The 14,723-nt window shown below is 29.5% G+C and carries 12 protein-coding genes; 8 read left to right on the top strand and 4 right to left on the bottom strand.

From position 1 onward, the window contains the following. Nucleotides 1-41 precede the first annotated feature (41 nt). The 4 genes from pstB to L8T82_RS00520 are packed head-to-tail and all read right to left on the bottom strand — an operon-like array spanning nt 42 to nt 3,778. Entirely contained in the window at nt 42-782 is a 741-nt protein-coding gene (gene pstB / locus L8T82_RS00505) for a phosphate ABC transporter ATP-binding protein PstB (protein WP_263688223.1), read from the bottom strand. Beyond that, entirely contained in the window at nt 779-1,867 is a 1,089-nt protein-coding gene (pstA, locus tag L8T82_RS00510) for a phosphate ABC transporter permease PstA (protein ID WP_133318866.1), read from the bottom strand. The genes pstB and pstA overlap by 4 nt, the downstream gene beginning before the upstream one ends. Next, nucleotides 1,864-2,778 (bottom strand): phosphate ABC transporter permease subunit PstC, encoded by a 915-nt coding sequence (gene pstC, locus L8T82_RS00515; protein ID WP_047208303.1) that lies wholly within the window; start codon nt 2,776-2,778, stop codon nt 1,864-1,866. Before pstC ends, pstA begins: the two co-directional genes overlap by 4 nt. A 16-nt stretch (nt 2,779-2,794) precedes the next feature. Then, entirely contained in the window at nt 2,795-3,778 is a 984-nt protein-coding gene (locus L8T82_RS00520; RefSeq protein ID WP_257928718.1) for a substrate-binding domain-containing protein, read from the bottom strand. 86 nt (nt 3,779-3,864) lie between these two features. On the opposite strand from L8T82_RS00520, the gene L8T82_RS00525 reads away from it, so the two are divergent. The 8 genes from L8T82_RS00525 (at nt 3,865) to ccsA (ending at nt 14,723) form a co-directional block, all read left to right on the top strand. Beyond that, nucleotides 3,865-4,524 carry a response regulator transcription factor gene (locus L8T82_RS00525; RefSeq protein ID WP_220566406.1) on the top strand — a complete coding sequence of 220 codons (660 nt, stop codon included), beginning with the start codon at nt 3,865-3,867 and terminating at the stop codon, nt 4,522-4,524. A 128-nt stretch (nt 4,525-4,652) separates the two neighbouring features. Next, nucleotides 4,653-5,816: a sensor histidine kinase gene (locus tag L8T82_RS00530; protein ID WP_263725638.1), complete on the top strand. Its 1,164-nt coding sequence runs from the start codon at nt 4,653-4,655 to the stop codon at nt 5,814-5,816. Nucleotides 5,817-5,889: 73 nt separating this feature from the next. Further along, a complete protein-coding gene (gene ftnA, locus L8T82_RS00535) occupies nt 5,890-6,384 on the top strand; it encodes a non-heme ferritin (RefSeq protein ID WP_220566403.1) in 495 nt (164 codons plus the stop codon). Nucleotides 6,385-6,489: 105 nt separating this feature from the next. After that, nucleotides 6,490-7,125: a helix-turn-helix transcriptional regulator gene (locus L8T82_RS00540; RefSeq protein WP_263725639.1), complete on the top strand. Its 636-nt coding sequence runs from the start codon at nt 6,490-6,492 to the stop codon at nt 7,123-7,125. A 181-nt stretch (nt 7,126-7,306) separates the two neighbouring features. After that, on the top strand, nt 7,307-9,244 hold the full coding sequence (locus L8T82_RS00545; protein WP_263725640.1) for a cytochrome c family protein: 1,938 nt from the start codon (nt 7,307-7,309) through the stop codon (nt 9,242-9,244). 95 nt (nt 9,245-9,339) lie between these two features. Next, nucleotides 9,340-11,358: a rhodanese-like domain-containing protein gene (locus L8T82_RS00550; protein WP_412175058.1), complete on the top strand. Its 2,019-nt coding sequence runs from the start codon at nt 9,340-9,342 to the stop codon at nt 11,356-11,358. 56 nt (nt 11,359-11,414) lie between these two features. Beyond that, nucleotides 11,415-12,014, top strand: a complete 600-nt coding sequence (locus L8T82_RS00555) for a SoxW family protein (protein ID WP_263665915.1) — start codon at nt 11,415-11,417, stop codon at nt 12,012-12,014. Nucleotides 12,015-12,023: 9 nt separating this feature from the next. Beyond that, nucleotides 12,024-14,723: a cytochrome c biogenesis protein gene (ccsA, locus tag L8T82_RS00560; RefSeq protein ID WP_263725642.1), complete on the top strand. Its 2,700-nt coding sequence runs from the start codon at nt 12,024-12,026 to the stop codon at nt 14,721-14,723.

Consider the following 14,723-nt stretch of genomic DNA (forward strand, 5'->3'; position numbering starts at 1 on the left):
TTTGATTAATTATATCATCAAAATTTCTAAATAAATAAAAATTATCCAAAAGCTCCATTTAAATAAGCTTTTGTTTTTTCTTGTTTTGGATTTTCAAAAAATTCTTTACTCTCTCCAAATTCTACAAGTTTGCCTAGATGAAAAAATGCAGTATAATCAGCCACGCGCTTACCTTGTTGCATGTTATGCGTTACCATGATCATGGAAAGATTATGACTTAATTCTTTAATAAGCTCTTCTATAACGCTTGAAGATATAGGATCAAGTGCAGAAGTTGGTTCATCTAAAAGTAATAATTTTGGCTTTATAGCCAAAGCTCTTGCTATACAAAGGCGTTGTTGCTGACCACCTGAAAGTGCTAGAGCATTTTGTTTTAGTTTATCCTTTACCTCCTCAAAAAGCCCTACTTTTTTAAGACAATCTTCCACTAAAGCATCTTCTTCATCTTTGTTTTTAATCATCCCATGGAGTTTTGGAGCATAAGAAATATTATCATAAATGCTTTTTACAAAAACATTAGGTTGTTGAAATACCATTCCAACTTTTTTTCTAAGCACGACTAAATCTTGATTTTTAACATCTTTTCCATCAATCTCAACAAGACCATCGATTTTTGCTATTTTGTCATTCATCCTATTAAAACAACGCAAAAATGTGGATTTTCCACAGCCTGAAGCACCTATTAAAGCTGTGATTTTATTTTTTTGAATTTCCATATTAATATCAAATAAAGCTTGTTTTTTACCATAAAATAAATTTAGATTTGTTGTTTTTGCTATCATTTTAATTTTCCTTGAAAATATCTTCTTAAAAGTATTGCTGCTAAATTTAAAATCACCAAAAGAGATAAAAGCACTATAATCCCTGCTGCTGTTCTTTCTAAAAATGCACGCTCTGGCATAGCTGACCATGAAAAAATTTGAGCAGGTAAAACACTTGTTGGTGCAAAAACACTATTTGCCACATCAGGTATAAAAGCTATCATACCTATAATCATCAAAGGTGCGGTTTCACCAATAGCTTGAGCTAAAGTTAAAATAGAACCTGTTAAAATCATAGGCATTGCCAAAGGTAGCATAATACCTTTTATCATTTGAATTTTAGTCATGCCTAAAGCATATGCTGCATTTTTCATATTAATATCCACACTTTTTAAGGCAGCTTTAGTTGAAACAATAATAATAGGTAAGCTCATAATAGCCAAAGTTAATCCTCCAACTAAAGCACTAGAACGAGGCATCCCAAAAAGATTAATAAACACCCCAAGTCCTAAAAGTCCAAATAAAATACTAGGAATACTTGCAAGGTTATTAATACACACTTCTATAAAATGCGTAAATACATTTTGCGGAGCAAATTCTTCTAAATAAATAGCTGCTCCAACTCCTATTGGGATACTTACAACCATACATACTATCATCACAAGTAAAGTTCCAACCACAGAAGCAAAAATTCCTGAATTTTCAGGTGATTTAGAATCTCCATTAAGGAAAAAATTTGTGTTAAAACTTAGTTTGATTTCTTGCTTTTGAACTAATTCATCAACTAAAGTTTTTTGTTCATCGCTTAGTTTATTGTAGTTTTTTTTCATATATTGATCAACTTCAGAATTTGCTAAAAGCCAAGATTTTTCTTTGATTTGACCTGTTCTTATTTTCCTTTGTTCAGCACGCGATAAAAGCTCATATGAAGGGCTATTTCTATCAGCCTGGGCATAAATGTAAGTTTGCTTAAAAGCTCCTATCCCAAGATACCCTACGCTTGATAAAAAAATACAAAGAAAAATAAGGTTTATATAAAGCCCCATTTTACAGAATCTTTTGAAATTTTTTGAAGCTTTTTTTCTTTGTTTAAAAAGTTTTTTCATAAATTTTTCCTTTTATGGAAGCGATTTATCAAATAAACGCTAAAAATATTAATGATTAATGTAATAATAAAAAGCACAAGCCCTAAAGAAAATGCACTTAAAGCTAAAGAACTATCAAAAGCTTGATCACCGCTTAATGCTTCTACTATTTTTACAGTCACTGTTGTCATATCTTCTAAAAAATTCATTGTTAAATTTGGACGCAATGAAGCAGCCATAACAACAATCATTGTTTCACCTAAAGCTCTTGAAAGTCCTAAAAGACAAGCTGCAACTATACCTGGCATTGCTTCTGGTAAAATTACTGCAAAAACAACTTCTTTTTTAGTCATACCTAAAGCATAAGCTCCGTTTATCCTTTTTAAACTTACAGCTTCAATGCAATCTTGTGAGAGTGAAGCCACTATAGGAACTATCATAATACCCATGATAAAACCTGCACCTAGGGCACTTTGAAAACTAGCTTCTATACCAAAAAGAGAAAAAAACCACACTATAAAAGGAGCTACAACTATGGCTGCGAAAAATCCAAAAACTACAGTAGGAATTCCTGCTATGATTTCTAAAATAGGTTTTAAATAGTTTTTAGATTTTTTACCTGCAAATACTCCAAGATAAATAGCACACATTACACCTAAAGGTAAGGCTGTTAGCATTGCTATTAATGAAATATAAAAAGTTCCCCAAAATAAACTCAAAGCACCAAAAACCCCATGCTTGCTACTTCCATCAGCACCTACAAATGCAGCATCTGCTGCCCACTGACTTGAGAATAAAAAAGTAAATACGCTTTCTTTTTGAAAAAATTTTAATGCCTCTATTAAAATAGTTAGCATAATAGCAAAGCTTACTACTACGCTAACAAAAGCACAAAGAAAAAGCGTTAATTTTATTATTTTTTCTTTTATCAATTTTTCATCCTAAAAATTAAAAAACTTTCCCTGCTTTAACAAGCTCATCAGTTAATAAACCTTTTTCTTCTATATGTTTTTGGGTTTGTTTTAAAGTTTTTTCATCCAAAGGAACCAATCCTATTTTTTCTAATTCTGCTCCGCTTTTAGCTAAATCATCACTCATATAAATTTTTGCAAATTCAAATACTTCTGGATTTTTCTTAGCATTCATATATATAAACAAAGAACGAGCTAGTTTATATTTTCCTTCGGAAATATTCTTCTCATCAGCTTTTACACCATCAATATCAACTGCATTAATCTTATCATCATTGCTAGCTAAAAATCCGTATCCAAAAAGCCCAAAAGCTTCTTTATCAACAGAAAGTTTTGAAACAATTAAATTATCGTTTTCTCCGCTTGGTATAAATGCTCCATCTTGGCGTATAGTTTTATATGCACCTTTATATTCAGGAATTTTTTTAGAAATATCTACCATTACAAGCTCTTCTATACTATCTCTTGTTCCTGAACTTGATGGAGGACCATAGATTGTAATTTTTCTATTTGGTAGATTTTTATTGATTTGTTGCCAATTTGTATAAGGATTTGGGACTAATTTTCCATCTTGTGGAATTTCTTTGGCCAAAGCTAAAAATAACTCATGTAAGCTTATATTTAATGGAGCATTGATTTTATTTTGAGCTAAAACTATGCCATCATAACCTATCATAATCCCGACTATATCACTCACACCTGATTTTTTACAAGTTTCAAATTCACTTGGCTTGATTGCTCTTGAAGCATTAGAAATATCAGTAATTCCCTCGCAAAACACTTTAAAACCACCGCCTGTGCCAAGACTTTCAACTATAGGTGTTTTTGTATTTTTTATAGAAGCATACTCTTCAGCAACAAAAGAAGTAAAAGGATAGACAGTAGATGAACCTGCTATTTTTAATTCTGCTGCGTTTAAACTAACAAAGGTAGCCACACTTAAAGCCAAAAGTTTTTTCATTTTTTCTCCTTGTTTTAAAAAAGTAATGAAAATTTAAAAAAACTTGGAAACATTTTGGATACATGTATTTTTTGATATAATTTTATATGCTAAATGTTATTTTGATAGAAGATGATAAAGATTTAAATGAGTTAATTAGTTTAAGACTTAGTCAAGAAAATATAAAAATTTATAATTATTTTGATTTTTTTGACTTAGAAACCTTTCTAGATACAAATGAAATAGACTTAATCATCATGGATAGAAATTTACCAAGTGGCGATAGTGTAGAGATGATAAAACAATTAAGAAAAAAAGGTTATATGGAGCCTGTGATTTTTCTTAGTGCAAAGACTTTACAAAAAGATATTTTAGAAGGTTTTGAGCAAGGCTGTGATGATTATATATGCAAACCTTTTGATTTTAATGAACTTTTATTTAGAATCAAAGCCGTAACTAAAAGAAATAAAACTCCAAAAGAACAAATTTCTTATCAAGATTTTACTTTATATATAGAAGAAAGGAAATTAATTCATCAAACAAATACATTTGAAAATTTATCAACCCTAGATGTAGAATTACTCAAGTGTTTTTTTAATCACAAAAATCAACTTCTAAGCCGTCAATTTTTAAGTGAGCAGGTATGGAAAAATGACACAACAAGCGATAAGACAATCAATACGGCTATTTTAAGATTAAAACAAAAAATTCCACAAATTAAAGAAAATATCATTTCAGTGCGCTCGGTGGGTTATAAATTGTGTTAAAAATCAGAAATTTTTTTGCTTTATTTTTTATATGTTTTTGTATATTTTTTATAGGATTGTTTTATTTTGTTAATGAGCAATATATAAATAACACTATAAAAAGCACTTATAAGCAAAAATTAAAAACTTTGAATGATACATTAAAATTTAGCATTATAAAAACACTCAATACAAACAACATTCAAGAATTTTCTCAACAAACAAGAGCAGATTTTATAATCAAAAAAGATGGAAAAACCATCTCATCTTTAGATGATTTTGATTTTTTTAAAAATCAATTTAACGCAGATTTTACACATGAATTTTTTAATAATAAAGAAATTTATTATAAAGCTTATCAATATGAAGGATATAAATACATCATCATTGTTTATCCAAAAATAAATGCAAAAATACAAGATTTTTGGATAAAAAATATTTTGATTTTTTTGCTTTTTTTAGCAGTATTAACTGCAATATATATTTTTATATTTAACTTTTTTAAAAAATACTTTCAAGAATTACTTTTGTTTATTAAAAATATAAAGAATCAATCAGAATTTCATTTTACAAAGAACTTTTTTTATGATTTAAATTCTTTAAATTTAAGATTATTAAAAATAAAAAAATTATTTTATGAGAAAGAATTACAAAATAAAAAACAAGCCAAAAAAATTAAAATGAAAAACACTCAACTTTCAAATTTAATCAGTGCTATTTCACATGAGTTAAAAAATCCTTTAAGTGTTATAAATTTAAGTTTGCAATCTTTAGAAAAAGAACATAATGATGAAACTATGAGAAAATTTATGCTTGAAAAAATTCACAAGCAAAGCATAAAAATCAACCAACTAACACACAAACTAAATTTTGTTTTTAATTTAAATATCACATCTTTAAATGAAGAAAATTTTGATTTATATGCTTTAAGTAAAAATATTGTTGAAAATTTTAATGAAAGCAGGATTAAAATTCAAGGAGAGCAAACTTTCATAAAAGCAGATTCTTTTCTCATTGAGCAAGTTATTATTAATCTCATTAGCAATGCACTAAAATATAGTCAAAAAGATATTTTTATTGAAGTTAAAAACCAAGAATTTACTATACAAGATCAAGGCATAGGCATAGAGGAAAAATACTTAAAATTAATCACAAAAAAATTTTATAAAATCAATACTAGCCAAAACAATTCTTTTGGACTAGGATTGTTTTTAGTTAAAAAAATACTCACTTTACACAAAAGTTCTTTAAAAATTCAATCTAGCCCACAAAAAGGCAGTGTTTTTTCTTTTAGTATAAAAAATACAAAATAATTTTTTTATTATTAATATCTTTTTAATAAAACTATATTAATATAATAAAGCAATAACACTTAAAGGAGAGAAAATGCTTTCAAAAGAAGTAGTAGCTTTATTAAATGAGCAAATTAATAAAGAAATGTATGCGGCAAATTTGTATTTGAGTATGAGTTCATGGTGCTATGAGCATAGTTTTGATGGTGCAGGGGCGTTTTTGTTCGAGCATGCAAGAGAAGAAAGTGATCATGCTAGAAAACTCATCACTTATTTGAATGAAACTGATTCTAAAGTAGAATTAAAAGAAGTTAAAAAACCTGATAGTGATTTTAAATCATTGCTTGATGTATTTGAAAAAACTTTTGAGCATGAGCAAAGTATCACTGCTTCTATTAATAATCTTGTAGATTTTATGCTTTCAAGTAAAGATTATTCTACTTTTAATTTTCTACAATGGTATGTAAGCGAACAACACGAAGAGGAAGCGCTTTTTAGAGGTATAGTAGATAAAATCAAACTCATAAGCGATAATGGCAATGGCTTATACATGGTAGATCAATACATCAAAAGTCTGACTAATAAATAATTTTTAGCTTCCATAAATTTGGAAGCTAAATATCTTTTAATTTAAAAGAATTCTTGCAAAATAAAAGTAAATTTGCTAAAATACTTTTTATTTAAAAGGATTTTTATGCAAATGAATGAAATTACCGATAAATTAAAATTTATACTCCAAAAAGAAGGAATAAAAAACGCCAAAGATTCTGATGTAGCTAAGATGCTAAATATCAATCCTGATACCTTTTATAGTATGAAATTTAGAAATTCCATACCTTATAGACAAATACTTCATTTTTTAAATGAGAGAAATATTAATATCAATGCGTTTTTTTATGAAGATTCCCTTGAGAGTAATACTCTAACGCATGATCTAAACTATAATGTCTTAAAATATTATGATGTTAATGCTTCTATGGGAGGTGGAGCTTTAAATGATAATGTAAGTTTTTCAGAAGTGATTATAGATGAAAAACTAAGTGATTTTTTTGGCTCTAAAGATTGTGATATCATCCCATGTATAGGCGATAGCATGGAGCCTGAAATCAAAGATGATTCTTTGTGTTTAGTAGATAAAAGCAAAAGCTTTAAAGAAGGTGGAGTTTTTGCAGTAAATACCAGAGATGGTTTATTTATCAAACAAATTTTTAAAAGCAATAAAGGCGGAGTTTATTTACACTCTTTTAACCTAAGTTATGCGGATGTTCATTATCAAAATGGAGACTTTTTAATTGTAGGTAAGGTAGTAGGGACTATTAGTAGAATTTAATATTTAGCAAATAACTTCTTTTTCTATATGATAATTTTTATTATTTAAATTAATAAAAAGTTAATAAATTATATTTTAAGTTAATTTTTATTAAAAAATAGTCAAAATTATGTTTTAAAAGTTAATAGATAATAAATAAGAGTGTTTTTATCTTTTAACAAAACTACATGAAAGGGAAGTTATGAAACATAAACTAGCTAAAGTCGCCACTTATGCTTGTTTAGCATTGGGCATTAGTTTGACTACACAAGTTTTTGCTTCTTCAGAGCCTAGAACCCTTGATGGTTATGTGGCTCAAGAAGATGCATTTTTTGATTATCTTTATAAAAATCACCCTATTTTTAAATATGAAAAAGAAGGGCGTTTAGTGGGTAAATTTACCCATAGTGATAGAACTGAAAATTGGGTTGTAAATCAAAATGGAGCTAAATTTGCTGCCGAGCATGATTTAAAGCAAGCCTCTATTACCTATCGTTTGCCTTATGAATCTTTTTTGGATTTTCCAAACAAATTTGTAGGCCCAAAAAAATGTGGCGAATGCCATCCTGCTCAATATGCTTCTTGGGAGCGCTCTCGTCATGCAAAAACCGTGCGTTTTCCACATGAAATGGAAGAAGTTGGTGGAGCTGAAGGTTTGAAAAAACCTATGTATAATTCTCAAGCTACTATTTTACCCGATGGAATTTATCCAAATGATGTTTATGCTCTCATTGGAACACCAAGAACAAAATATGGTTTTATAGATAGATGGCTTGTGCGTGGAACTTACCATGTTGAAGATGGAAATTTGAGTGATTTAAGTGGTAAATTAACCGCTGGAGGCAATCAATTTTCAAGACTTTGGAGTGAGTTTTTAACCCCTGAAATGGCACAAAAAATAGCTGCATTTGCACCTGGTTTTCCTACTAAAATGGAAGATTTTGGAGGAAATGGCTCTCAAGTATGGGGGACAAACTCTTATGCTGCAACCTATAAAGAAAAAGCGGTTTTCCAACCTGCTACTGCGTATTGTGAAACCTGTCATACTTTTAAATTTGACTTTAAAAGCAAGGAAGAATTTTACAAAGCACTGGGCAATCCAAAAGAACTTCAAAAACATACCATCTCAAAAGGTATTACTTGCGAGGAATGCCATGGGGCTGGAGCACATCTTTATGGAGCAAGAGGTGCGGGTATGCCATCAAATTGTGAAAGATGTCATCAAAGATTTTCATACAATGAAACCGATGCTAAAATCAATCCTAGAAAACCTTTCAACGCATATTTTAAATCAAGTTGTCCTGCGTGTGGAACAGAAGGTGCTCAAATGTATTCTTCAGCACACTACGATAAGGGTATGAGATGTAACACTTGTCATGATCCACATGAAGTAACTTTTAATGATTGGAAAAGCGGTTATACTAAAACAAAACTTAAAAAAACTTGCAAAGATTGTCATGAAACCCAAGCAAGCTTTTTCAAAAAAGGCGGAATTCACGCAAAAGATAGCTGTACAGCTTGTCACATGCCAAATATGATGAGTTGTGAAAACTTTGGAGCGGTTCAAAACCCTGATAAAGGTGGGTTTGATAATGTTAGAGCTTCACATATTTGGAATATCAAAGTAGATAAAACCGCAAAAACACTTAATCCACCAGAAGGCAAAGAAAGATCGCCTAAAGTTGGTGGTTGGACCATAGCTAGAGATGATGAAGGTAGATTCTTTCTTGATTTAATGTGGAGTTGTGGTAGAACTAGTTTTAGTGATATCAACCTAATGGGTCCTGGTGCAAGTGGTTGTCATAGTCCTGTACAATCAACCTTACCTGAAAAACTTCACTTTAGCAATCAAGAAATGATTTATGATAAAGTAATGCAGTGGCAAAACCCTGTTAAAGAAGGATATGAGAAAATTAGAAAAGGTATAGCAAATATTGATAAAACTTTTGCTGAAAAAAATAAACTTTCAATAGAGCAAAAATCAAAAGTATTAAGCTTAACTAATCAAGCTCAAGCCATAGCTGATAGACTAGAAAAAGATGGTTCTTGGGGTGTTCATGGACCTGCTTATTCTAAGAAAATCATAGAAGAAGCTTTAATTTATATCCAAGAAGCACAAAATATCCTAAATGGTAAATAAAAACAAAGGAAGAATGAAAAATTCTTCCTTAAAATAAGGAGCTAGTCTTGAAAAATTTAATTACTCGACTTTTTATTGTCCTTTCCACTCTTTTTATGCCATCAGGATTTATTTTTGCTGAGGCTAATGGAGAAATAGGCTCAATAGAAGGTGTAAAAAGTATTAGCTTAGCGCAAGCTCAAGAAATGCTAGATCAAAACAATACTTATTTTTTTGATGTCAATTCAGAGCAAGATAGACAAGCTAATGGCTATATACCTAATTCCATATCAACCTATGTGGAAAATTGGCAAAATTTATTACCTAATGATAAAAATGCAAATTTAGTATTTTATGGTTTAAATCGTTTTAGATTTGAAGCTTCTCAAGCAGCTGCAGTTGCTATAGAACTTGGCTATAAAAACTCTGTTGTAATGCTTGATGGTATAGAATCATGGGTAACTTCAGGTAGAAAAGTTGAAAAAATAGACACAGTTAAATGGGAAAAAGCTAAAGAAATTATCGAATTTAAAGACACTATCCACTCAAGATTTAAATTTAGCAATACCCCATCTTGTCGTGATTGTCATGCTCAAAAAGGTAAAGGCATTAGAGCTGATATTGCAGCAAATAAAAACCTAATCAATCAAAAATGTGCAACTTGTCATGAAAAAGCAAGCAATGCTTTAGCAAAAAGCGCTCATGGGGTGCAAGAGTTCTTACCCGCTCAAGATATGCAAAAGAAAAAAGAAAAACCATCTTGTGCAACTTGTCACTCTATTCATATTACCCCAAAACATTCAGGAATTTATTCACAAAAACAATTAGTCGATCAAAAATGCGCACAATGTCATAAACAAAAAAGTGCAACTTTTCATATGACTTTTCATGGTAAAGGTATGTTTTTAAGCACTCCAGGTGAAACTCCAAGTGTTGCTACTTGTTCTGATTGTCATGGAAAACATAATATTTTAAAATCAAGCGAAAGAAGCTCAACTCTCTCGCCGATTAACCGTGTTCAAACTTGCAAATCATGCCACCCAAATGCAAATGAAAATTTCGCAAATTGGATGGCACATGCTGACCATAGTGATGGCGAAAAATATCCTGGATTACATGGTGCTTATATATTCATGACTATTTTAGTCATCTCTGTATTTGTTTTCTTTGGAGCCCATACTATACTTTGGTGCTTGCGTTTAATTGCTATGCGTATAAAATATCCTAAAGAATGGAAAGAAGCAAGAAAAGCAGTACATGAAGATAAAGTAAGAGTAAGAAGATTTAGCACTTTCCATAGAATTCAGCATTTTTTTATGGCAGTTAGCTTTTTGGGTCTTGCATTCTCAGGCTTACCGCAAAAATTCTATGATTCAGCATGGGCTAAACCTATGATTGATTTAATGGGTGGAGATATCATTAACGCTGCAACTATACATCATATTTCAGCCATAGTAATGTTTGCAGTATTTTTCTCTCACATTGGAGAAATCATCATCGTAAATTGGAAACGCCGTGATGTAGCAAGGGATCCAATAACTGGTAAAATAAGCTTTATGAAAGTTTTAAAAGCTACTTTTGGACCTGATTCTTTAATGCCAAATTGGCAAGATTTTAAAGATATGAAAGATCATTTTAAATGGTTCTTTGGTTTTGGACCAAGACCGCAATTTGACCGCTGGACTTATTGGGAAAAATTTGATTATTTAGCAGTATTTTGGGGTATGTTTATCATTGGTATTTCAGGTCTTATTTTATGGTTTCCTACTTTCTTTGGTAAATTTTTACCAGGTGAAGCAATCAATCTAGCAACCCTACTTCACTCTGATGAAGCTTTACTTGCTACAGGATTTATTTTTGCAATTCACTTCTTTAATACACATTTTAGAGCAGATCGCTTCCCTATGGATATGGTGATTTTCTCAGGAAGTATTAGCGAAGAAGAGATTAAACAAGAAAGAAATGTATGGTATGAACGCTTAAAAGAAAGTGGAAAATTAAGCACTTTATATGAAAATAAAAGCAATTTCAAGGCATATCAATACTTAGCTAAACTTGCAGGATTTGCAATGCTAATCACTGGCTTAGTATTTTTATTTTTAATGCTTTATACTTTCTTTAACACTATCTTATAACCTTATTCGCTATAATAGCGAATAAGGACTTTTTCTAATTTTTTCAAGGATTTTAAATGTTTAAAACAATACTCTCACTTAGTTTTTTAAGTATTTTTTTTATAGCTTGTTCTAATGAAGAAAAACTTGATTCTAATTTAATCTCGAGCGGTACACAATTTTCTAAAGAAAATTTACAAAAAGCAAATGATTTAGATAAAAAATCTTATGAAGAAATAGCCTATTTATTTAAAGATAATACAAATATAAAAAGTGATGATAAAAACATTTTAATCATTTTTAGCGCAAATCACTGCCTTTATTGTGATAAATTAAAAGAAGAAATTAAAAATGATAAAAAAATACAAGAACTTATAAAAGACAAATACAGCTCATATTATATAAATATAAGCTATAAAAAAATTCATACATTTTATAAAAACCATAAAAGTGACTTAAGTACAGCTGAACTTTCTAGTATTTATGATATAGTAGCCACCCCTACTATTGTAATTTTAAACAAAAACAGCCAAACTTTGTTAAATTACCCTGGTTTTATTAGCGCAAAAAGATTAAGCGCTACAATGGAGTTTTTAAACCAAAAAGAAAATCAAAATTTAGACGAAGCAGCCATAGCACAAAAACTCATACATTTTTATAAAGAAAATAATATTTAAAGGTTAAAAATGCAGTATTTTTTTTCTTTTGCAATGAGTTTTTTACTAATGAGTATATATGCCATAGCTTGTGCTGTGGCAACCTTTATAGAAAATGATTTTGGTATTAGTGCAGCTAAAGCTTTAATTTATAATAATGCTTGGTTTGATATGTTGCATTTATTGCTAGGTTTAAATTTAATCGGAGTGATATTTTACAACAAGCTTTTTCAAAAGAAAAAATACTCTATCTTGCTTTTGCATTTATCTTTTATAGTGATTTTAATCGGTGCTGGACTTACTAGATATTTTGGCTTAGAAGGTGGAATGCATATAAGAGAAAATCAAAGCTCTAACACCATAGTTACTAGGGAAGAATTTATAAAAATTACTGATTTTGATGCTAATGCTAGTTTTGAATTTCCTATTAGCTTTACCACGCTAACTCAAAAGCATTTTGAAAAAACTATTGACTTAAATGGTGAAAAATTAATCATAAGCTCTATCAAATACACTCCACAAAAAGACTCTATCACACCTGCTAGCTTAAAATTAAATATTAATTATCAAAAAGCAAATACGCAAATAATTTTAAATCCAAATTTTACAAACAAACAAGCAGTGCATTTTAACTTACAGGGAAAAAATTTTACTATCAATTGGGGACCAAGAGAAATTAAGCTTCCTTTTGCATTACACTTAAAAGATTTTATACTAGAGCGTTATTTAGGTTCTATGAGTCCATCTTCTTACACTTCCAAAATTCAAATCATGGATGAGCAAAATAATATTAACTTAGATTATGATATTTTTATGAATAATGTTCTTGATTATGGTGGATATAGATTTTTTCAAAGCTCTTATGATCAAGATGAGCAAGGCACTATACTTTCAGTTAATAAAGATCCTGGTAAAATCCCTACTTATATAGGTTATACTTTATTGATTTTAGGATTTTTATGGGTTTTATTTGACAAAAACTCAAGATTTCATCGTTTAAGCATTTATTTAAAAAAAGGTCAAAGCTTTGTATTGTTTATTTTGCTTTTTGCAAATTTACAAACTCCACTTTTTGCACAAGAAAATAAAAGTGAAATTTTAAATTTAATCTCAAATTTACAAAAAAATTCCTATGAGCATTCTTTAAATTTTGCAAAATTACTTGTACAAGATCATAATGGTAGAATCAAACCTTTAGATACTTTGGCAATGGAATTTATTTATAAAATCACTCAAAAAGAAAATTTTTTAAATCTTCACTATGATCAAATTTTTCTAGCAATGATGATTTATCCTAAAGAATTTAGAAAAATCAAAATGATAGCTACAAAAACAAGCAAGCTAAGAGAATTAATAGGCGCAGATATAAATGAAAAATACATAGCATTTGATGATGTGTTTGATAATGGGGTATATAAACTTAGTAATTATGTTGAAGAAGCTAACCGCAAAAAGCCTTCATTAAGAACTAGCTTTGATAAAGATTTGCTAGCCTTAGATGAAAAAATAAATCATGCATATTATATTTATAGCGGTCAAGCTTTAACTATTTTTCCTGATATTAATGAGCAAAGTTTAAAGTGGTATTCTCCGGTGCAAATTTTACCTTTTGCAAAAGAAGATGTAGAGCGTTTACAAATGCTTTTAGTTAGCTATTTTTTACAAGTTCGCAATGGTGTTGAAAATAATCAATGGCAAGATGCAAATGAATTTTTACAATCTTTAAAAGATTTTCAAAATCACTATGGAAGTAGTGTTTTACCGCCAAAAGAAAGATTAGATCTTGAAATACTGCTTAATCATTATAATATCTTTGATAATCTAACTTTTGTTTATATTAGCTTTGCGTTAGTGTTTTTCTTTTTAAGTTTTTATACTATATTAAAAAATATTTCTTTATCTGCCTTTGTATATAGATTTTTTTACATCATTTTAAGTATATGTGTAATCATACATGCACTAGCTTTAATCATTCGTTGGTATGTAGGTGGGCATGCTCCTTGGAGTAATGCTTATGAAAGCATGATTTACATAGCTTTTGCTTGTGCGATAAGTGCTGTGATATTTTTTAAAAAATCACTCTTGGCTTTATGTGGTGCGAGTTTTTTAGCAGGCATTTCACTTTTTGTAGCTCATCTTGGCTTTATGGATCCTCAAATTGGGAATTTAGTACCTGTTTTAAAATCATATTGGCTTAATATTCATGTTTCTATTATAACAGCAAGTTATGGATTTTTAGCACTTTGTTTTATTATAGGGATTTTGAGTTTAATTCTTTTTGCTTTAAGGGGTAAAAATAAAAATATAGATTTAAACATCATTAAATTACACTGTGTTAATGAAATGTCTATGATAATAGGGCTTGCAATGCTTACAATAGGAAATTTTTTAGGCGGAGTTTGGGCTAATGAAAGCTGGGGAAGATATTGGGGTTGGGATCCAAAAGAAACTTGGGCTTTGATTTCTATTGTAGTTTATACCATGGTATTACACTTAAGATTTATTTTTAAAGCTTATTTTATTTTTGTTTTTGCAAGTGCTAGCGTTTTAGCCTTTTATAGTATATTAATGACTTATTTTGGAGTAAATTTTTACCTTTCTGGGCTTCATTCTTATGCAAATGGTGATGCTTTTCCTATACCAACTTTTGTGTATATTTTGATTGTGCTTAATTTTGTTTTAATTATTAGCGCAGGAAGGAAACGAAATTTAAATACGCCTAGTTTCTAA

The organism is Campylobacter sp. IFREMER_LSEM_CL292 (assembly GCF_025771615.1).
GTDB classification, from domain to species: Bacteria; Campylobacterota; Campylobacteria; order Campylobacterales; family Campylobacteraceae; genus Campylobacter_D; species Campylobacter_D lari_D.